The organism is Flavobacterium sp. Arc2 (assembly GCF_041431385.1).
Taxonomy (GTDB): Bacteria; Bacteroidota; Bacteroidia; order Flavobacteriales; family Flavobacteriaceae; genus Flavobacterium.
In genome coordinates, this window is record NZ_JASMRH010000007.1 from 24,163 (window position 1) to 45,940 (window position 21,778).

Below are 21,778 nucleotides of genomic sequence, written 5' to 3' on the forward strand. Positions count from 1 at the left end.
AAGGATGAAACGTCTGACAATTCATTTTGCATGAGTTGTCTTATAATCCTGAATTTTCATTTTACAAAGTTATAAAAATATTATAACTAACCTATTTTAATCGCAACAATCTATTTTCTAGGTATTTAGTAATGGATGTGCATCTTGTAGGAAATTAGATCTGCATCTCTTTTGCCTTACTTTTGATCAAGGCAAGTTGTAATTGAAACATAAACAAGCCTCTTCTAGTTGTGGTTTGTCTTGGGCATGAATAGCTTTAGTGAAAATAAAGTAAGGCCAATTATCAAGATAATTTTTTAAAACGGGTGGATTATAGTTTAGTAGATTTTTTATTCTGAAAAGTGTATTTTTGAAAAATATAATGTAGCCTGATACATAGCTGGAATAGAAGAAAGCTAAAAAATTAAAAGCTATTGTCAGGATTAGCATTTCTATTCGTCATATTGTGTATGAATTTGGATCGTAAACATTCTTCGTCGACAGCAATTCTCCTTTTTGCCCAAAGCAATAAGGTGGAAAGTGCTTTAAAACCAATTGCTTATAAAAAAAAGCAGAATGATTTACTGTGGCAAAAAATGAATGAAAGAGTTTTGACACTGGTTCAAAAAACGAAACTCCCTTATTTTATTTCTAATGAAAATGCACAACAAGGTGATTCGTTTGGAGATAAGTTAAGTCACGCTATTCAATCCGTTTTAGATAAGGGGTATGATAAAGTTATCGTTTTAGGAAATGATAGTCCGGGATTACGGTTGCCTCATTTGCAAGAAGCTTTTAAAGAATTACAAGTTAAAAATTTAGTGCTTGGACCTGATTTTAAAGGCGGTACTTACTTGATGGGAATAGCAAGAGTTTCTTTTAACAAGGAGGCTTTCGCCAAAATTGATTGGCAAACACCCAAAGTATTAGAACAATTACAAGCGCTTTATTTGGATGAAGATTTAGCAATCATGGCTCCTTTAGCCGATTGTAATACTAAAAGTGATTTTGAGAAAGTACTGCAAGACCTTCCATTTTACAGTACTTTTAAAAATGTCTTAGCCTCACTTCTTTACTACGTGCTTTCTACATACTCGTTTTTACAACACAGTTATACGAATGCGGTTGTTGGAATTAATTTTAATAAAGGCTCTCCCGTTTTGGAGTAGTTTTCTAGCTTTTATTTTAAAATTATTATCCAAAACCATATTTTAATGAAACAATTTTTCCTGCTTTTATTATTGAGTGTCACCACATTTGCTGTCGCTCAAGAGGACTTGTCCGTCTCAATAATCGATTTTAATACACAAAAACCTGTTGGTGATTTGGAGGTACTATTAATAAATAGTTCTCGTAATAGTAGTCTACAACAAATTTCTAATAGTCAAGGGAAAGTTACTTTTAGAGGAATTCCTGCCTTAGATGGTTACCAAGTTATTTTTAAAGGAACAGCCGTATATGCTGCTCAAAAATCAGAATTAATTAGTGTACGTTCAAATCAAGCGCCAAATGTCACCTTGGTTTTAGCCCCAAAAGAATCCAACGAGTTGAATGAAGTTGTAATTACTAAAGGAGCTACTGCAAGAATTAATCGCCGGGATGCCGAAGTTTCATTCGAAATGAAAGCTGCTGAGATTCAAGAGATCCCAGTTGAAGGTCGGGATATTACGAGAGTCTTATTTCGTTTGCCCAATGTTTCACAAGCGACAGGCTTTTTTCCTGAATCGGCTAATGTGAGTATTAACGGCGCAAGTTCGCAATATACTTCATACTTAATTGACGGCTTAGACAATAACGAACGATTTCTAGGTGGACAAAAATTTGCTATTCCGTCTGGATTTGTAAAAGACGTTACGGTTTTAACTAGTAATTTTTCGGCTGAATATGGCTTGACAGGGAGCGGTATAATCAACATTACACCTCGTTCTGGATCTAATGAAACTACTGGAGAAGTGTTCTTTATTACAAGACCTGGACCATCCATTGATGGAAAATCTAGTTTTGCTCAGAGAGATTTATCAGGTAACCAAGTTAAGAATGGCTTTGCTCGTTATCAAGCAGGTGCAGGAATTGGGGGTGCTTTCGCAAAAGACAAAACCTTCTATTATTTCAATTTTGAACACACGACAGACATAAAAGACAATTTATTAAATGTACCCGAATTAGGAGTTTCAGAATCAGTAAGAGGAACGAATACATTTGATTATTTTTCGGCTAAAATTGACCAGATTTGGAATCCTAATTTTAACTCGTCCTTGCGTGCAAACGTTGGCGTGATTGATGTTGAAAGACAAGGTGGCGGACTCGATGGCGGTTCTACTTTTAAGTCAGCAGGAAACACACAGCAACGCAATAGCATTTTATTGGCTTTAAAAAACAGTTATAAATTTGGTAATTTTTCTGGGGAGACTAATTTTCAGTACAGCCGTTTTAGATGGAATTATGCAAAGCCATTTAATCCAAATAGTTCGCAAGTAACGGTTTTAGGCGTCAATGATGAAACATTAGGTGTTATTGGAAATCCAGGTTATGTTTTTGATGCGATTGAAAATACGATTCAGTTGCAACAAAAAGTCAAATATTACACCGAGAATCATACCATTAAAGCAGGTGTGAATTTTATTAGAGGGGATCACCAATTATTTGGAGGAGGAAATCCAGTAGGTAATTACCGTGTGAAATTAAACCAAAGCCAAATAGATATCATTAAAAATAGTGAGGTAGGAGGTGCTATAAATGTAAATGATATTCCACTTGATACGCGAGTATTGAATTATAATGTCGAATTGCGCCCTGCTTCTTTTGGAACTAATCAAGATATTTACTCCGCTTATGTAGAGGATTTGTGGTCAGTTACAAATCGATTGAATCTTACTTTAGGGTTGCGTTATGATTATGATAATTTATCAAAAGGCGGTAGCGATAAAGGAGATTACAATAACCTGGCGCCGCGATTTAATTTCAATTATAAATTAAACAATTCAAGTAGTTTACGAGGTGGATACGGAATCTCATACGACAAAGTGAACTATGCCGTTTATAGCGATGCTTTGCAGCAAAACACGACTTCTCAAAGCTATAAATTGCAATTAGAAGAGTTGAAAAGATTAGGGATTTTACCCGCTAATACTAATATTGACCGAATTACATACAACGGAAATTTAATAGCTTCGCTTTCTGGAGTGAATTATTTAGAAGGGCCGTCTGCAGCAGATTTACAAGGACAAAGAGAGAATATATTTTCGAATGAACGCAGAATTTTAAACCCTAACGGATATAAAAATGCGTATTCTCATGAGTTTGCTCTGGGGTACCAATTGCAATTATCGGACGAAAGATTGTTTTTTGTAGATGTGGTTCACAATAGAGGAGAGAACTTAACGCGCTTGCGTAACTTAAATGCGGCTGCTGAATATCCTATTGATCCTAATAATGTAGTGATAAGATCTCCCGCTGAAGCCGATGCTTCTCGACCTATTCCTATTACTAACGGAGGTGCTACTATAAACGGACAAAGGGTTACCGGAATTGCTAGAAGTGTTATTGTAAGTGAAAATGAAGGGAAGTCTAGGTATTATGCCATGAGTTTTAATTACCAAAAAGCAAGAGGTGCTGATGATTACTCGTACCGATTGAATTATACCTTGTCATCAAGTAAAAATGACACGGACGGAATCAACTTTAGAGCTTCTGATGGGAATAATTATGCAAATGAATGGGGACCGTCTGTAAATGATAGAACACATAATATTAACGGAATTTACAGCTACTATCCTTTTCCAGGAACGACGGTTACACTAGCTGGTTTACTGCAAAGTGGACAGCCTATTAACAGAATTCCACTTGGTTTTGGAACTACTGATTTGAATGGTGATGGCGCGAGTTTCTCAGATGCATATCAAGGAAACAGTGATCGCTTTCCGGGAGAGAGTAGAAATAATGATCGTTTGCCGTGGAGCACTACATTTGACTTAGGAATCCAACACCAATTTGCGATTACTGAAAATAATAAAATAGAAATACGAGCTGATATCTTTAATGTATTGAATGCCGAAAATTTAAGTGGATATAGTAATAATGCGACTCAAAGTAACCAAATTCAAGGTGGCTCAAGTGCCAGCGGATTGTTTACACAAAGAAACGCTTCGCCACCAAGACAATTCCAGTTTGGGGTTCGTTATTTATTCTAATAAAAAGTAATATCCTGCGAGTGATAAGCTTTGCAGGATGTTTTTAATTTGCGTTAGGGATAGGAGTGGTATATCCCGATTTAATAAAACAAGGTTTTTTAGCTGTAGTTTTTATTTAGCGGGAATATAACGGATGGCCCGACCCTTGTGGTAACGCCCAAATAAAATAAAAAATATGTTTATACTAAATGCAAATGAGCCAAAAGAATTGGCTGCTTATTTACACCAACAAAAATGGTTAGAGAATGACGAAACGGTTGTTTCTATATCAAAACCAGGCGATGGAAATATGAATTGTGTATTGCGGATAGAAACCGCTGCGGGCTCTTTTATCATCAAGCAATCCAGAGGCTATGTAGAGAAATATCCACAGGTTCTGGCGCCTGCAAATCGTGTACTTACCGAAGGTGCTTTTTATGAAAAAATAGCCAGTTCTAAGGAAGTACAAGATATAATGCCTAAGCTTTTAGGTATTGATGCAGTGAATAATTTGATTGCTTTAGAGGATTTAGGTAAGTCAAATGACTATACGGTTTTGTATGATTTAAAGCAAAAAATGCAAGTAGGAGAGTTACAACAGTTGGTGAATTATTTGAATGGTTTGCACCAAAGTTTTCAGAAAACGGTTATTGATGATGAACTGGCAAATACAGAAATGCGTACCTTAAACTATGAACATATTTTTGAATATCCTTTTAGGGAAGAAAATGGTTTTGATTTAGATCAAGTTCAAGAGGGTTTGCAAGCAGTAGCGATGCCTTATAAAAAAGATTTAGAACTGAAATATAAAATTGAGAGATTAGGGTCTTTATACCTGTCAAAAGGGAAATACTTATTGCAAGGTGATTTTTACCCAGGCAGTTGGTTAAAAGCCGCTGATGGCATTAAAATTATCGATCCTGAGTTTTGTTTTTATGGCTTACGGGAGTTTGATCTAGGAGTTTTTATAGCACATATGTATTTGACCCAGCAAAAGGAATCAGCTATTGCTTTTATAAAAGAAAACTACTATTCTTTTGAGGAATTAAACACGACCATTTTAAATGGCTTTATAGGTACTGAAATCATGCGTAGATTAATAGGTTTAGCGCAATTGCCTTTGAAAATGGAATTGAAAACCAAAGAAGACTTATTAGCTTTTGCCAGAGTTTTAATTTTAAAATAAAACAATTATGAAACATAAAATACTGCTTTTTGCATTACTGCTTACGGCAGCAGTGCAGGCACAAACTAAAGTATGGTTTGATACAGACCTAATGATTGGAATGCCTGATAAGACGCCACGTGAGGTAGATGACGGAATCACATTGATTATGGCGTTGAAGCAACCTCAAATCGAAATTGTAGGAATCAGCTCGATTACTTATGTTGATTATAGCTATAACGTGATTAATAAAATCCTAAAATGGCATAACAAAGGCGCTGCAATTCCAGTATATAAAGGATCTCCAAAAGCAGATGACTTGGGTGTTGAAAATGATGGAACTAGGGCGTTATATGCCGCTTTAAAGAAAGAGAAGTTGACGATTTTGGCCTTAGGGCCCATGACTAATATTGCAACTTTGATTCAGAATCATCCCGATATTATTCCGCAGATAGAGAAAATTTCGATTTGTGCGGCTAGAACTCCAGGGCTGCCTTTTAACCCAGGAAACGGAAAGCTAAATGTTTTTGATTACAACTATGAGTTTGATTATAAATCTATGGACGTCGTTCTGAATTCATCTATACCGCTGGTTTTTGCGGGTTATGAACCAAGTTCTTACACTTTCATTGGTAATATTGATTTGGCTAGTTTAGATCAAAATGAAGAAGCTGATAAATGGTTGTTTAATGTAGTTCAGCCGTGGATGGAGAAAAATGAGAAGTTTTTTGGTGTGCGAGGATTTATTCCTTTTGACTGTTCGACTTTAGGAGTGATTACCCACCCAGAATATTTTACGTACTATAAAGACATACCCATTAAAGTAAATTATAAAAAGAACGATGCCTTAGAAGTACAGCCAAATGTTCCTTTTAAAAATTTCTTAGAGGTATCGTATAAATATAAATCCAAGAAGAAAGTGGATTATGCGATTAGAGCGTTACAAGGTTTTGAAGAGAAAATATTAGAAACGTTAAGTGTAAAAAACTAACAAAACTTTAAGGTTTGTTTCAAAACTAAATCTAGAAATCAAACGTATCTTACAATAGATAGAATTATGAAATGCAGAAGCCTAGTAGAGCTAGTAAAATCCATAATGATATTGAAGTTAAATAGATTAGATAAAACAAATAAATACAGCAAATGAAAATTAAATTAGCAAGTTACGTAGTCGTGTTGTTTACAATTTTAAGTTGTAATGCACAAACAAAGAAATTGTCTTTAGAACCGAATAATGGGAAAGCAGTTGCTGTTTTTGCCGAGGGTTGTTTCTGGTGTAGTGAACACGTTTTTGAAGCTGTAGTAGGAGTAGACGAGGCAGTATCTGGGTATTCTGGAGGATCAATGAAAAATCCTTCTTATGAGCAAGTGGGGTCCAATAAAACAGGACACGCGGAGTCAGTAGCAGTTTTTTATGATCCTAGTAAAGTTTCTTATAAAGAATTAGTAGATGTGTTTTTTGCATCACAGGATCCTACAACGCCTAACCAACAAGGACCAGACAAAGGTTCATCATATCGTTCTATTGCCTTTTACAAAAACGCAGCAGAGAAAAAGATAATTCAAGACAAGATCAAGGAGCTTACCGCCAATAAAGTTTTTGCTAATCCAATTGTTACAGAGGTGAAGCCAGTTATGGACTTTTATGAAGCGGAGGATTATCACCAGGATTATGTAAAAAATAATCCCAATCAGCCTTATGTGAAAGGGGTGTCAGTACCACGATACAACAAGTTCAAAAAAACATATAAAGGAAAATTAAAACCTAATCATTAAAATTATGAAACGATACCAACAACTCTTACTACTACCCGTAATTGCGTTTAGCTTTATGGCGTGTATGAAAGCAAATAAAAGTGATGAAACAATTGCGTCAACTGAGACAGCAATTCAACAACAACCGTTTTTGTCGCTGGCAGATACCTCGTTGAAGAAAGTGGTAAAAACGGATGCCGAATGGAAAAAGGTACTTACGGACAATCAGTATAACATTTTGCGTAAAAAAGGAACAGAGCGTCCTTTTCAAAATGAATTTAATGACAATCATAAAAAAGGAAATTATTTTTGTGCCGCTTGTCAATTACCTCTGTTTTCCTCTAAAACAAAATTCAATTCAGGTACAGGATGGCCTAGTTTTTATGATGTAATTAACCCCAATAGGGTTAAAGAAGTAGTCGATAAAAGTTTAGGAATGGTACGCGGAGAAATTGTATGTGCCCGTTGTGAAGGACATCTAGGACACCTTTTTGATGATGGACCTAGCCCTACAGGATTGAGATACTGCATGAATTCAGCTTCGATGTTATTCCAAGAGTCAAAATAAATTGTGGTTAATTATTTAGTTCAAAAAAAGGGCGTTAGTTTTATTTAAAACTAACGCCCTTTTTGGGTTTTATAATTTTACTATATTATCGATAAGCTAGAACTAATTTTTCTGCCATTGCTAAAATATCAGTAGCTTCAAAATCAGGCTCTTTGGATAATGCATATAATGATTGTCCTTCACGAGCAATAAATGCAGTTGCTAAACCAGCGTGTGAGGCACCTGCTAAATCCCAACCATGTGCTGCAATCATTAGCATTTCTTCTGGTTTTACATTTAGTTTTTTTGCTGCCCATAAATAGGTTTCTGCTGCAGGTTTGTATTTTGCTATAGCATCAATGCTTAAAGCTTGCTCAAAATAATCAGTTAAATTAGAGTTTTCTAACTGTTCTTTTAAAGCACTGTCAGGAGAGTTGGTTAAGGTTATTAGTCGGAAACCATTTTCTTTTAAAAGTTGCAAGCCTTTGATTACATCGGGATAGGTTTGCAATGATTTAATAATTGATAATGTTTTTTTGATTTCGTCTTCAGTTACTTTTTTATGCATTGATGTTGCGGCCATATCAAGTGTTGCAGCGGCTATTGTGGTAAAATTATGGTATTCATTAATGCTGTTTGAAACGGTGGAATAATGCAATAACATTCCAAACCAGATTCGGAATCCTTGCTCTTCATTCAGGAGTGAATTGACTGCTTTTTTCAAAGGAGTCATATCGAGTAAAGTCTCATTTACGTCAAAAACTAATAGGGGTTTGTTTTTTTGTATTGTCATGTTTCTAATTTTAAATTATTCGTACCATTTTTTTATGGTCTCTAGGGCAGGTTTGTCCTGAGGTGTGTAATCAACACTATTTTTTTTCTCTTTATGATAATCATCGGCATACCATTTCCAGGCAAATCCTCCTGCAAACCAAGATTTTTGAGTTAAGGTTTGAAATAAGGATTCATAGGCATTGGCTTGTGCCAAATCATTAATGTTAGTTTGATTTTCAGTCCAAGGCTCTTTGGCCGCTTGATCTGAATTTCTATAGCCAAACTCTGTAAAGAGTATTTTCTTGTTTATTTTGGCTTGAAGCTTTTCCATTTTTACAATGTGTTGCTCCCAAGCTTTATTAAGATCAGCCACTGCAGGTGTAGCAGCATCAGACAAAGGGAAATAAGCATCAATGCCAATGTAATCCAACTCATTCCAAAAAGGGACTTTGTCAAAATCATCCCAGTTTGCGGCATAGGTTAGTTTTCCGGTATATATTTTTTTAATTTTTCGGATTAATTGAAACCAATATTCAGGTCGTTTTGCAACCGAATTTCCTAGTTCAGTACCAAAACAAAAGAGTTCTATGTTTTCGTTTTGCGCTAGTTGAGCAAAGTCAAGAATATATTTTTCATAATCAGACTCCCATTTTTGCCATTCGGCATCAGTTGAAAAATTTAAGTTACCGGTATAAAAGTTATGGTTTACCCAAAGATGAGGTTTTAGCATTACAGTCATTTTATAATCATGGGCTAGTTGATTACTGGCGGAAATTCCTTCTGTTCTTTCGCCCCACCATTGTCTTTTGTTATTATAGTGTACAGAGGCATTTTCGACATCAACAAAAGCGTATGGTATTATAGATATCGAATTAATATGATAGGCTTTCAACTCCTCAAAAGTCGTGTTTTTTAATTCTTTAATAGGTGCGACCAAGTTCATTCCCTTGTATTCTAATTTTGCTAGTGGTGATTTCTCGGAAGCAGAATTAAAAGGATAAAATGAATATCCGCTACCAATTATGAGTAAAAATGCGGCGAGTATAAAAAAGGTTTTCTTCATAATCGTAAAGTTAATTATTAAAAATGCGGATACTAACTTCTACGCAAAATTTAAGGTTTTTTTGAGACTCTAAGGCATTCTCATAAATTTATTTTATCTCAGCTTTAGTACCTTGAATAGTATATTTTTAATTTTTTTACTGTGTCACTTGATTTAATAACACTAATTTTTTCTGCCACATTTTTGTAATGCGTTTTAAAATACTTGCCTTCATTAAACGACCTAAAAATGTATACTCAAGATACAAGCTCAAACTTACTTCAGTGGTATTTAAATCTATGCTATGTAATTTTACGAGGTAATAGAATTTTTTAATAAAAATCATTCCTTCGGTTTTTTCGCCATAAATCAAGCTGTCTTTTGAAGGCCTGCTAATTGTTTTAAACTTTAAAGTCCCTAACTTTAAAACACAATTGTGTTCTGTACCCACACGATTGACTTCATTTTCATTAAAATCAATTCTTTCAATTTCTTTATCCCAGATATGACGGTATTTTAATTCACTTACGTAACGGTGAATCTTTTGAATGTTTGCACTAAATGTTTTATTTATTACAGCATCAGGAATGGTAATATCCTCATTTTTCTCTGCTTCTTTCTGTGATTCTTCTTCTACTTTGAGTTTGATATTGTCTAAAACTTTGTAGTAATAATTTAAATTCTGTAGATCATATATCTCCGTTTTTTTTGTCCAATTTTTCCCTACGGTATCCTGATATAACGTATGCATATTCTCAGTAAATAAAATATATTCTTTAACAGGGACTTGATTTTTTAATAATCTATGAATCTGTATTACTTCTCTACCATATGGTTTAATGATGTTTTTAACTTTTATCATCGTTAGTTCACCGTAATGAACCAGAAATTTAAGGTCTAAATCGATAGTAGTTTTGCAGGAACCACAATTACAAATTCGTTTGGTATCATACTCTTTTGTGTGTTTATGAAATTCTTCCAACATTGTTTTTGTTTGTCCCAGTAACTCTTCATAGCTGGGAATTTTAGTGCTGAACATGAACAAGGCATCACCTTCGATTTCTACTAGCTGTAGGTTGAGCGTATTGTTGTCAAGTAAAAGTTCTAGCAATTCAGCTATTATATGGACGCTATGCTCTATTTCTGTATCATTTACAAATTGCGAAAAGCCACTAATATCTGGCATAAAATAGAGAGCTTCTGCCATATTTTATTTTATTTATTTGAAGTTAGGGAGGAGTAATTTAAGGTTTTATTTACTTGCATTATCCTTTTTTAACTAAATATTTTGAAAGCAAAATGTAATATTTGTTTAACCTTTTTGGTTACAATTTTTTGTTTGTGTTCTGCAATAATTTTTTGATTGATCCTTGTCGCTACAGGATAAGGATATATTTTATTGACTATTGTATTTATAGATAGACCGGCAGTATTTGCCAAAATTAATTCTTGAATTAATTCCCCAGCTTTTGGAGCTAGCATAGTTCCCCCTAAGATCGTTTCTTTTTGAAACCAGCTTCCTTTACTAATGTACAATTGAAGTTGTCCGTATTGATAATCATCGACTATGGCACGATCATCGTCACAAAAGCTTTGCTTTAATTTTTCATACGTAATATTCTGGCTTTTAAGTTCTTTTTCAGAAAAACCAAAAGTAGCTAACTCCGGATCTGTAAAGGTTACCCAAGACATGTGTTTATTATTTAGTTTCTTTTTTAATGGAGAAAATAAATTATTAATGATCAATCGACCATGTTGTTCTGCAGCATGAGAAAATTGTAGTTTACCTGCTACATCGCCGCAAAGCAATACGTTTTTGTTAGTGGTTTGCAAGTAATCATCTACCACGATTCTGTTGTTTTGGACAACTATTTCCGCTTTTTCTAAGTCTAAATTTTCAATGTTTAATTGTCTGCCAATGGCAACAAAAACAGCATCAAATTCTATGGGAGTTATTTTTCCATCATTATTTTTAATAAACCCTTTATTAGCAGATTCAAAATAGGTAATTTCTGAATTAAAGTGAAACTCCATTCCTGATTTTTCTAATCTCTTAGTCAAGATAGTAGTTAAATCTGGATCATCATGTTGTAAAATAGTGTTGCCATGATGTACAACCGTTATTGTAGCACCTAATTTCTGGAATGCCTGAGCCATTTCAATTCCTATTGGTCCTCCGCCAATAAATAAGAGTCCTTTTGGGAACTCTTTTATTTTGAAGATACTTTGATTATCATAATATTTGACCATTTCTATGCCCGGAATGTTTAGTTTTCTAGGTCTAGATCCCGTAGCCAAAATTATTTTTTTAGCGGTGTAGTTTACGCCATTAACGGCAACTTCATTTTTTCCTGTGAATTTTGCACTACCTATAGCAATATCAAAACCTTCTTTTTCAAAGTGCGGTTTATTTTCATGTGCTCGTATGACTTCTTGGCTGTCATAAATGTATTTCACTATTTTTTCTAAATCAACTTCTTGAGTTATTTGAAGTCCAAATTCACTCGCTTTTCTAGCATTACCAACAATATTTGCAACATGAATTAATGCTTTGCTGGGCACACAGCCATCATTAAGACAATCACCTCCAATTTGATGTTCTGTTTTTGAAATCATCAGTACTTTAAAACCAAGCTTCACCATAAATCCGCCTACGCTTAGTCCACCAGATCCAGCTCCTATTATTATTAGATCGTATTTTTTCATGTTGTATTGCTTTAATATTAGTTAACGCTTAGTAATAATTTGTTCTATAAATATCTTTTAGACCAAGCAGCAATCATTAATCCAACAAATTCTGAATCTTCTTTATCGCTCAATAAATGATCTGCCTTGTCTAATGAAATAAATGATTTTGGGTGTTTTGCCGTTTTATAAATTTTTGCGGCATTGTCAATTTCTACCGTTTGATCAATAGGGGAGTGAAAAATCATTATTGGAACATTTAAATTTGCAATGGCAACTTCGATTTTCTGACTTTTGATATCATTTAGAAAATGTTCTTTTATTTTGAATGGCCTTCCGCCAATAGATAATTCAGCAATGCCATTTTCTATAATCTCTGAAACGCTATCGCTGAATAAATGCGAAATATGAGAAGGGTTAGCAGGAGCACCAATCGTTACAATAGCTTTAATAGAAGGTATTTGATGCTTAGCAAAAAGTACAGCGGCGCCACCGAGTGAATGTCCAATTAATATGGAAGGAGCTTCATAATTACTTTTTAAAAAATCAGCAGCAGCATTTAAATCATCTACATTACTCGTGAAATTAGTATCTTCAAAATCGCCTTCACTTTCGCCTAATCCAGTAAAATCGAATCCAAAAACGGCAATTCCTTTACTATTTAAAGCTTTTCCTATATTTCTAACTGCCGTTAGATTTTTGTTGCAGGTAAAGCAATGGGCAAAAATGGCATACCCCAATGGTTTTTCATTTGGCAGCTCTAATAATGCCGCCAAATGTTGTCCTTGACTATTTTTAAATTTCATTTTTTCACTCATCTTTTTCTAATTTTTTTGTTGGGTTTTTATTTTTTCAAGTATTCTTTGATTCCAAAACTTGCTACAACACCTTCACCAGTAGCGGCAGCAACTTGTGCAATGGCTCCAAATCTACAATCACCAGCAGCAAAAATCCCAGGAACACTTGTTTGATTTAATCCTTTAGTTAAAACATGACCGCTTTGAGAAAGATTGATCAATCCTTCAAAAGGTTTTGTATTGGGTATTAACCCTATAAATACAAAAACACCATGGGCTATTATTTCTCCGTCATTTCCAGTCTGATTATCGGTGTAAATCATTTTTTCAAAACTGCCGCTTTCGTTTGCTATAAATGCTTTTGGAGATTTATTCAAATAGATTTCGATGTTTGGAAAGGATTCTAATTTCTCGGTATATATTTCATTTGCTGAAAATTGTTCACTTCGATGAATAATGCTCACTTTTTTACAAAATCCAGCTAAAAACATGCCTTCTTCTAAGGCGCTATTTCCACCACCAATTACAATTACTTCTTTGTCACGATAGAAAGCACCGTCACAAGTAGCACAAAAGTGAATACCAGAACCAATAAGTTCCTCTTCTCCAGCTATACCAAGAATTCGATACGTACTTCCTGTTGCTATGACAATAGATTTTGCCCGATATTCTTGTGTTTTAGTAAAGACTTTAAAAAAGTTTTGTACTTTTTCTATATTCACTATTTCCTCACCAGTTTCAATTTTTCCCCCTAATGTTTCGGCTTGGTCTGCCATTCGATCCATTAAGTCAGGTCCAGAAACTTCCTTGAAACCAGGGTAGTTTTCTATTTTTTTAGTTATAAAAGCATTACCACCTATATTTTTCTTTTCGAGTATGATACTATCAAATCGATCTCTTTGCGCATAAATAGCTGTAGTAAGTCCCGCTGCTCCTCCACCTACGATAAGCACATCATAAACTCGGGTATCAGCTACTTTATCTATTTCTAACAATGTCATAAGGGTCGCATTGTCAGGATTAGAATAGGCTTCCTCGTTGAACAAAATGGTAGGGATAATTCTTTTTCCATTATTTGCGTTCATGACAAATTCACTTGCTCCCTCTGTACTTTCTACATCAATAAATTCAAAATTAATTTGATTGTCTTGTAAAAAATGTTTGGCTCGCTGACAATCAGGACACCAATCAGCACCAAACATTTTAAGCCTTCCTTGCTTGTTGACGCCCAGCTGTTGTGCTAATTCAAAATTTTGAGGATTACTAAATGCCACATCGTTAATCAATACTGTTGGGATTATTCTTTTTCCTTTGTTATAACTTTCAACAAGTTGAGAGGCTTCGGGAGTGATGTCAATATTTATATATTCGAATGCGATATTGTTTTTAGTAAAAAATTCTTTGGTTCTTCGACAATCCGGACACCATTCAGCACCGAACATTTTGATTTCTTTATTCATCTTTTATATTTTTTATTTAGTGAAATTAAAGTTTTATTTTATTGTTTTCTCTTTTCCTTATTTTAGGGTGTTACAATCTTATTTTACTTTTTACGTTAAGTAATAAATTATTTTTTAAAATAAATTTTACCGTTTGTACCAAAGCTAATAATAGGAATAGAGTCATCAAGATGGGGGTAAGATAAGTACTTATTTTTATTTGATTTGCCTCAATTAAAAATTGTCCAACATGGGCAAAAAGAAACATTCCCAAACAAGTTCCCAGAATAGCTCCTATAATGAATGTGTTATTAGCTGTTTTCTGAATCTCTAATTTAGCCGTTCTGAAAAGATAGACATAAATCCCCGACCAATAAGGCCATTGAATAAAATTTAAACCATTTAGAAATAAGGCTAATAGAAAGGGGTGTTGTGCCAGTTTAAAGCGAGATAGACTACTGCTGTCATAATTAGTAGTATCACTCATAAAGTATAGGCCAATTCCCAAAAGGAATAGGATAGTAAAGACATCAATTAGCAATAGTAATCTCTGTTGACTAACGAGCCATTCTGCAATTTTATTTACTGTTTGTAACACAAAATATTGCACAGTAATAATTCCTAATATAAATAGAAGTGAAGCCCAATTTCCTTGTTCTAATAAAATTTGTAAGCTAATTACATTGATATAACCCAAAGGTATTGCACCTATTAGACTTATCATAAAGCCCAATAAAAGCGGATTGTTTTTTTGTGAATATTTATCTAATAATCTCATTTATCGGGAAATTGCTTTTAGGTGTATCGTATTATACTTGATTATTACTATTTGTCTAATTAAGCTTTCCTCAAAATGTTATTTTTTCAATTGTCTCATTGTTTATTCTATCAACATAAGTCATTTGTACGTTTTTGTTTGTCAATAATAATTGAGTTATACTAACTGTTTTAGTTTTGTCTTCACGATTGATTACTAAACCATTTTCAGTATTATCCTCTTCTTTTGTAGCGTGAAATAAAAGTGCTTTTTCCATGGAAAGTGGTTCATTGTGCCTACAAAAATCTTCAAACCATTGCTTTCTTAAGTTTTTCTGTTTTCTACTGTATAAAGTAGCTGATGACCATATATGTGGTTTTCTAATTGATTTTTCAAATACATGTTTTTCATTTCCGTCCCATTTTACCTCTGTTAAAGTATGGAGTTGGAAAATTATTAATGTGAATGGTTCAATGTTTTCCAAATCCATTTCTTGAAAATAAAATAGCGGAAATTTAGCCTGAACGATTTCAATTAAAATAATACCTCGACTTTTACTATAATTTGATTGTTTTGTATGATTAGTAAATGCACCATTAAGCAAAATAATACTCGTTCCGTCATTTCGAGCTACGATCCAAGTTCCACCTGCTTTTTCATCTTTTGGATATAAAAGCTTAATTTCATTTTCAGAATAGACCTGAGGTGAAATAGTAGGGCGATAGCTTTTTTCGTCTCTATTTGAGGTTAAAAGAAAGCCCTCTTTAAGGGGAATAAAACTTACTGTGCACATGTTTTTCGGTATCTGATTGTTGCGGGAGCAAGCCCAAAATTTTCATCAATGTAGGACATGCAGTTTGCTTCTAGTAAACCTACTTTTATAAGTGCCTGGTGGTGGATACTATGTTCTAAGCAATACCCTAACTCTCTAAAAAAGGAAGTTTTAATTTTCATCTTTTCGCCTTCTTCTATACGAAAATTCCCTTCTAAAACAAGAGTTTTATCATGAGTACTTAATGCTAATTGACTATTTATTAAATCAATAATTTCAATAGCGTAAGCACTGTCAGTCTCAATTAAAAGGTTTCTTTTTCTATTGTCATAATTTATAACTCTAGTTTCTAAACCATCAAATACACTTTGATAGAATTCTAATATATGTCTGACATGCTGACCAATGGTAGCTCCAAACAAAGTTAATGATGGATAGGCGTATTGTTCATTTGTTAGTTGAAGCAGCACCTTCTTTATTTCGTTTAAATTTTCTTGACAATAGATTTTCATTTTTCTTATTTAGTAGTTATAGCCACTTCTTCCATCACTTTCTAAAGATACTCTTAGTCCTAAAACGGTTCGATTGACAAAATTATAATAGGAGATTACTACTGTTGTATCGATAATGGCAGCATCAGATAATAATCCTCCGGTTTTAAGTTTATTCATGTATTTAGGTTCTTTAACATCATCAGGTTTATTGGTAAGGTCTTTTTCAAACAGGCAAAGAGGTATTTCTATGTCAGTTAGTTCAGCATCATAAAAAAAGGTTCTTAATCGAATTGTTTTTTGCTCCTGTTTCCTAATGATTAATTTGATAGTATAGACGCAAGAGTCTTCATTTCCTGACAGTATTTAAAATAAAAAAACCAACACAGAAATTAATCTGTATTGGTTTTTGAAAAACAAGAATGCTATTTATTTTATCTATTTTCTTCCTCTAAAAGCAAAAGCAATCTCAGGATTTGTAATAGAAAGAATTGTTCAGCAGGGCATAATATGAAATGACTTTAAGATAATTATTTTTTAAGGTTTGTATCGCTTATTAAACTTTAAAAATTACGCCAAAATTAATTAATCTTTCGAGAAAGAAGAAACTTTGAGATGCTTTGTCATCTGGACTTTCAGTTGTCCTTATGTCTTGCATATTTATATAACCTTCTTTTAGTTCTCCTTGAATATAGAAATGTTTGAAAAAAGTTATATTCAAACCTTGTTTCAATGACACTCCATAGCCTGAAACATGAAAATCATCGTGACGCAGTTTACCCAATAAAGTGGTGTTTGTTTTAGGATATAATACTCCGGCACCAGCACCTCCCGTTAGATTGATCTGAACTTTATCGGTATTGTTAATGCCAAATAAAGATGAAATATCATCGTTTCTTGAAACCTCAAGATGTATATAATTTAGCCCATCTGTATGCTCATATTTCAGGAAATCCTCTGTTGTGACGATTGGAGTGTTATTATATACATTGTCAAACGGTGTATTAGCGTCTATTGTACCAGTTATATTAACAGTTTGGTTTTGAGTCATAACATATTTCATATGATCTAAACCAATTGCAATACTATAATGGTCGTTTAGAAAGTAACCCAATCTAAAGTTAGTTTGTGGAATTGTCATTCTGGAAGGATTGATATAATCTATATTCCAACCTTTTGGTTTGTCGTGGGCTTTAAGATTGTCTAATGTGAAATTATAATCTTTCCCTGTAAAGGTAACATCTGATTTAGAATAAACCTCTCTGTTTCCACCCCAAGAGATAAAAAATTTCCCCTTGTTGTGTTTAGTGTATTGCTCTTTAAATTGAATTTGTTTTTGTTCTTGTGCAAATGCGAAATTAGTAAATAGAAGAAATAAAAAAGCGTAATGTAAATAATAATGTTTCATGCAATGTTTAAAAAAATTTGTTAGTGTAATACGATATAATCTACCTTGTGTAGATTATTTTTAAATTGATTTATAATTTTTTAATGATACCAATAATCGTTGTTTGAAATCGTAGATTTCTTTTAATATATTCTTTGGCTTTGTGATACTAGTTTATGGGGCCGCCCCAAATTGTTAATTGAATTAATGTGGTAGTATAAACGGAAGATTTTTACTAGCTTCGAAATTGAATCAAAAAAACTATATTCATTTGCTGTTTTTTAGTCGAGTGACTTAGCAATTATGACTTATTTATCTCTTCAATAATTTTATTTTTTTTCTCTTCGTCTAATTTAGATTTTTTTTTATTGGGGTCAGATACAAACCATTTTTCTAGAAGGGCATCAATTAATTTGGATTGGGTTTCATAGGCGTTACAAGTTTTGCACATGGCTTTGTGAGCCTTTAATTGCATCTTTTCTTTTAACGTTAAAGGAGCGAACATTTCTTTGTCGATTAACTCTGTTGTTTTCTGACAGGTTCTCAACAACATTCTCATTGCTGTATTCATTTTCTTTGAATATTAAAGTTTGGTTAAACCCATTTTAATTCCAGACATTTTTTTAAAAGCAGCTTTGATCTATGAACAATCTGCCAATAATTAGACGCAGTGATTTCTAACTCCTGACAAATGGTTTCTGCTTTTTTTTCGGTTAAGTATTTGGATGTAACGGCTAACTTCCATTTCTGTGGTAAATCATCCATACATTCTTCCATGATTGCATTAAAATCAGGATTGTCTAATAATTCCTCCTCTTGACCCCATAGGGATTTGATCTCATTACTATTCCAGCAACCATACATATTAAAGATTCCATCAGTAAGATCGTTACCGCTATTTTCGGTCAAACTGAAGTTCTTTTTAGTGGTACGCGCACTTAAACGATAATGGTCAATTACTTTATTGTTGAGTATTGAAAATAACCAGGTTTTAGGTTGGCTTTTACCTTGAAAACTATCTATTTTATGAAATGCAGCCAAAAAAGTATCTTGTACTAAATCCTCGGCGACTTCTTTAGAAGAGGTTTTAAAAAATGCCCAAGAATAGAGTTCATCACTAAATTGATTGACCCACTGCTCTAAAACGGATTTTGAATTTTCTTTAATCAGGTCCATGAATTTTTCCTTTTATTTTAAAAGCTCAAAGGTACTCTTTTTTAAATCTCTGAAATCTTACTTTTTTCATAAAATAGATAAAGGATAACTGTACTATATTCGATAGCAATTAACCAATAATTTTCAGAAAATTCTATTTGAGAATAGGCGCTATAGCTTAAAATTATAGTGTAACTCCATATAAAAGGGTATTTGTAGGATGTAAAAACAGCAATCAAAATAAGGTTAATAACATACCAAGGATGTATTGTTGTAGCAGTAAAAAAATAAACAGTCAATACTAATAACATACTGTTGATTAGGATGGTACTGTTTTTATTTTTCTCCTTTAAACTTTGAAAAGCAATATAGATAATAATAAATACAGGGATGATTTTGCCGGTGGTATGAATAATATTGTACCCAGTGATCCAGAAACCAATCTGACGAATGATATAATAAATACTAGCATTGAATTCAAAATTAGTGAACCATAGACCTATGGTTTCGCTATAATTCTGAATTAATTCCTTCGAAAGAAAGGGGAGGAAGAGCAATATATTTACTGCAATAACGATAGTATAAAAAGAAATTGCTTTTTTCCATCCTAATTTTCTTAAAAAAAGCGGTAATAGTAATAAGGGCAATAATTTGACAGAAATAGATAAGGCTAAAACAAAGGCAGCTAATTTCCATTTGTTTTGTTCTAGTAAATACATGGACCAAACAAAAAAGAAGAGCATGATCCCTTCAAAATGTAAATTTCCAGTAAGCTCAATAAGTACTAATGGATTAAGTATGTACCAGAAAATACGGTGTTTCTCCATTCCTAAACGGACAAGTAATTTACCACCAAAATAGATTGTTCCAAAATCTGCCAGAATAGTCAACAGTCGCATCATTATAACTGTTCCAAGTACTGATTGTGCACTGAAAAAGTCTGCTACAGCAAATAAGAATTGGTTAAAAGGCGGATAATTAGAGTAATGTCCAGCACTCAAACTTCCCATTCCGTTATACAATTCAGTGCCATTCGGAATAATAAAATTGCTTTGACTGATTAGGTCCTTTGGCAACTGTAAGTAGGGATTTATATTTTCGAGTATGAGGTTTCCGTCCCATATAAAACGAAAGTAATCCTGAGATAAATTGGGTAATGCTAGCATAAAAACTAATCGAAAGACTAATGCGGCTCCTATTAAAAAAGGAATATTGTCTTTTTGTAGTTTTATAATTTGATAAAAGCACACGAACAATAAACTATAAGAAATTACTAAATATAGAAAATCAGCTCGCTTTAAAACATAAGCGATATAGGCATAGATCAATAAGCTCAGTATAAGAAAGCCATAGGACTTCATGTTCTTTGAAGCGTTCAAATTCATTTATTAATTTGTATTGATTTGACAAATACAAAACTAAAACCTAAGAAAAGCATTAAATGCAAAGCAATCAAGCTGTAATCATTCAATAAAAAAGCACTATACATTGCAAAAATAAAGTAAAGGATTAATATTCCTTCAACAATGATGTTTTTTGAAATTGTATGCGAGAGATAACTATTCTGTTTCCATTTTTCTTTAAGTCCTTCAATATTCAACTTTGGAGTGCGCACGAATTCGCTTTTTTTACCCCATAAACCTTCTAGCACTGCTATAGTGTTGTGAAATGAAAATCCCATTGCAATGGTATAAAATGTGATAAATAAAGTAATGTATTTTATAAAGTTCTTGAAACCGCCTCCATGGATACTTTTGTAGGTTGCCCAATAGCTGATAAAAAAGAGAATGGAAGTAATAACAAAAAATATTAATATGTCAAATACCTTTTCAAAAACGGGGAATTGATTCTTGATGTAAAGCATAGGTACGCTTAAAATAGCCATTGTAAAAATAGCCAAAAACATAGTGCTATTCAATAAATGCAGCATTCCATGAGCTTTTGTCTTGAAGCCAATAGATTCTGATTGTAATACTCGAATGGCATTTTTACTAAAGTTTTCGGCGCCTCCCTTATTCCATCTAAATTGTTGGGAACGTGCTGCACTAATTATTGCTGGTAATTCAGCAGGAGTAACTACATTTTCGAGATATTTGAATTCCCAGTTTTTTAACTGTGCACGATAACTTAAATCTAAGTCTTCGGTAAGTGTATCACTTTCCCAGTTTCCCGCATCGAGAATGCATTGCTTTCTCCATACTCCAGCGGTTCCATTAAAATTGATGAAATGCAATTTAGAATTTCGACCTACTTGTTCTAAAGTGAAATGGGCGTCTAAGGCAAAAGCCTGAATTTTTGTTAATACAGAGTAATCGCGGTTTAGGTGTCCCCATCGGGTTTGTACCACTCCAATTTTCGGATTTTTAAAATAGGGAATTGTTTTATAGAGCCAGTCTTTTTGAGGAACAAAATCAGCATCAAAAATAACTATAAATTCACCTTTGGCGGTAAGCAAACCTTCCTTCAAAGCACCTGCTTTAAACCCTTTTCTATCAGTACGTTGAATGTGTTTTATATCTAGTCCCGATTGTGCTAATTTTTGTATTAACTCTTTTGTTTCCAGTACGCTATCATCAGTGCTGTCATCAAGAACTTGAACTTCAAGTCGGTCCTTTGGATAGTCCATTTGTGCGACGGTAGTTAATAAACGTTCTACTACATACCTCTCATTATAAATAGGAAGCTGTATAGTTACAAAGGGAATTTCATTTGGTTTTGAAAGGTCAAATTGTACAGACTTATCCGTACTCTTTTTACTTTTTAAATAATTCAACAGTAAGTTAAAATGTGCTAAACTGTAGAAAAATAAAAGTAAAATCGAAATGCTGTATAGAATTACAATGATATATGAAAGTAGTAGCATG

General features: G+C 33.4%; 21 protein-coding genes. 6 read left to right on the forward strand and 15 right to left on the reverse strand.

Annotated features, from left to right (window positions below):
* Window positions 1-575: 575 nt before the first annotated feature.
* The 6 genes from QO182_RS06110 to msrB all read left to right on the forward strand — a co-directional run bounded on the left by QO182_RS06110 (window position 576) and on the right by msrB (window position 7,636).
* Window positions 576-1,148 (forward strand): DUF2064 domain-containing protein, encoded by a 573-nt coding sequence (locus QO182_RS06110; RefSeq protein WP_371560498.1) that lies wholly within the window; start codon window positions 576-578, stop codon window positions 1,146-1,148.
* A gap of 45 nt (window positions 1,149-1,193) precedes the next feature.
* Window positions 1,194-4,169 (forward strand): TonB-dependent receptor plug domain-containing protein, encoded by a 2,976-nt coding sequence (locus QO182_RS06115; protein ID WP_371560500.1) that lies wholly within the window; start codon window positions 1,194-1,196, stop codon window positions 4,167-4,169.
* Window positions 4,170-4,344: 175 nt separating this feature from the next.
* The gene (locus QO182_RS06120) at window positions 4,345-5,334 is read left to right on the forward strand and encodes an aminoglycoside phosphotransferase (RefSeq protein ID WP_371560502.1); all 990 of its coding nucleotides are present in this window, start codon (window positions 4,345-4,347) and stop codon (window positions 5,332-5,334) included.
* A 7-nt stretch (window positions 5,335-5,341) separates the two neighbouring features.
* Complete coding sequence (locus tag QO182_RS06125) at window positions 5,342-6,304, forward strand: nucleoside hydrolase (RefSeq protein WP_371560504.1); 963 nt, start codon at window positions 5,342-5,344, stop codon at window positions 6,302-6,304.
* Between the two features lie 152 nt (window positions 6,305-6,456).
* Window positions 6,457-7,089, forward strand: coding sequence for a peptide-methionine (S)-S-oxide reductase MsrA (gene msrA, locus QO182_RS06130; protein ID WP_371537291.1), 633 nt, complete (start codon window positions 6,457-6,459; stop codon window positions 7,087-7,089).
* Between the two features lie 4 nt (window positions 7,090-7,093).
* Window positions 7,094-7,636 carry a peptide-methionine (R)-S-oxide reductase MsrB gene (msrB, locus tag QO182_RS06135; RefSeq protein WP_371537289.1) on the forward strand — a complete coding sequence of 181 codons (543 nt, stop codon included), beginning with the start codon at window positions 7,094-7,096 and terminating at the stop codon, window positions 7,634-7,636.
* An 85-nt stretch (window positions 7,637-7,721) separates the two neighbouring features.
* Here msrB and QO182_RS06140 read toward each other — a convergent pair whose 3' ends face one another.
* The 15 genes from QO182_RS06140 to QO182_RS06210 form a co-directional block, all read right to left on the reverse strand.
* Window positions 7,722-8,408, reverse strand: coding sequence for a haloacid dehalogenase type II (locus QO182_RS06140; protein ID WP_371537287.1), 687 nt, complete (start codon window positions 8,406-8,408; stop codon window positions 7,722-7,724).
* A gap of 15 nt (window positions 8,409-8,423) precedes the next feature.
* Complete coding sequence (locus QO182_RS06145) at window positions 8,424-9,452, reverse strand: hypothetical protein (protein WP_371537285.1); 1,029 nt, start codon at window positions 9,450-9,452, stop codon at window positions 8,424-8,426.
* Window positions 9,453-9,588: 136 nt separating this feature from the next.
* A complete protein-coding gene (locus QO182_RS06150; RefSeq protein ID WP_371560505.1) occupies window positions 9,589-10,638 on the reverse strand; it encodes a DUF2652 domain-containing protein in 1,050 nt (349 codons plus the stop codon).
* Between the two features lie 68 nt (window positions 10,639-10,706).
* A complete protein-coding gene (locus QO182_RS06155) occupies window positions 10,707-12,137 on the reverse strand; it encodes an NAD(P)/FAD-dependent oxidoreductase (RefSeq protein WP_371560507.1) in 1,431 nt (476 codons plus the stop codon).
* Between the two features lie 44 nt (window positions 12,138-12,181).
* The gene (locus QO182_RS06160; RefSeq protein WP_371560509.1) at window positions 12,182-12,934 is read right to left on the reverse strand and encodes an alpha/beta hydrolase family protein; all 753 of its coding nucleotides are present in this window, start codon (window positions 12,932-12,934) and stop codon (window positions 12,182-12,184) included.
* Window positions 12,935-12,960: 26 nt separating this feature from the next.
* The gene (locus tag QO182_RS06165) at window positions 12,961-14,373 is read right to left on the reverse strand and encodes an FAD-dependent oxidoreductase (protein WP_371560511.1); all 1,413 of its coding nucleotides are present in this window, start codon (window positions 14,371-14,373) and stop codon (window positions 12,961-12,963) included.
* A gap of 70 nt (window positions 14,374-14,443) precedes the next feature.
* Entirely contained in the window at window positions 14,444-15,130 is a 687-nt protein-coding gene (locus tag QO182_RS06170; RefSeq protein ID WP_371560513.1) for a hypothetical protein, read from the reverse strand.
* Window positions 15,131-15,200: 70 nt separating this feature from the next.
* Entirely contained in the window at window positions 15,201-15,902 is a 702-nt protein-coding gene (locus QO182_RS06175; RefSeq protein WP_371560515.1) for an NRDE family protein, read from the reverse strand.
* Window positions 15,890-16,393, reverse strand: coding sequence for a DinB family protein (locus QO182_RS06180; protein ID WP_371537264.1), 504 nt, complete (start codon window positions 16,391-16,393; stop codon window positions 15,890-15,892). The genes QO182_RS06175 and QO182_RS06180 overlap by 13 nt, the downstream gene beginning before the upstream one ends.
* A 9-nt stretch (window positions 16,394-16,402) precedes the next feature.
* Complete coding sequence (locus QO182_RS06185) at window positions 16,403-16,552, reverse strand: hypothetical protein (RefSeq protein ID WP_371537262.1); 150 nt, start codon at window positions 16,550-16,552, stop codon at window positions 16,403-16,405.
* A gap of 376 nt (window positions 16,553-16,928) precedes the next feature.
* Complete coding sequence (locus tag QO182_RS06190; RefSeq protein ID WP_371560517.1) at window positions 16,929-17,780, reverse strand: hypothetical protein; 852 nt, start codon at window positions 17,778-17,780, stop codon at window positions 16,929-16,931.
* 280 nt (window positions 17,781-18,060) lie between these two features.
* Complete coding sequence (locus QO182_RS06195) at window positions 18,061-18,330, reverse strand: hypothetical protein (RefSeq protein ID WP_371537258.1); 270 nt, start codon at window positions 18,328-18,330, stop codon at window positions 18,061-18,063.
* Window positions 18,331-18,353: 23 nt separating this feature from the next.
* Entirely contained in the window at window positions 18,354-18,935 is a 582-nt protein-coding gene (locus QO182_RS06200; protein ID WP_371560519.1) for a sigma-70 family RNA polymerase sigma factor, read from the reverse strand.
* Between the two features lie 41 nt (window positions 18,936-18,976).
* Window positions 18,977-20,299, reverse strand: coding sequence for a glycosyltransferase 87 family protein (locus QO182_RS06205; RefSeq protein WP_371560521.1), 1,323 nt, complete (start codon window positions 20,297-20,299; stop codon window positions 18,977-18,979).
* The gene (locus tag QO182_RS06210; RefSeq protein WP_371560522.1) at window positions 20,296-21,777 is read right to left on the reverse strand and encodes a cellulose synthase family protein; all 1,482 of its coding nucleotides are present in this window, start codon (window positions 21,775-21,777) and stop codon (window positions 20,296-20,298) included. The genes QO182_RS06205 and QO182_RS06210 overlap by 4 nt, the downstream gene beginning before the upstream one ends.
* Window position 21,778: the final 1 nt, after the last annotated feature.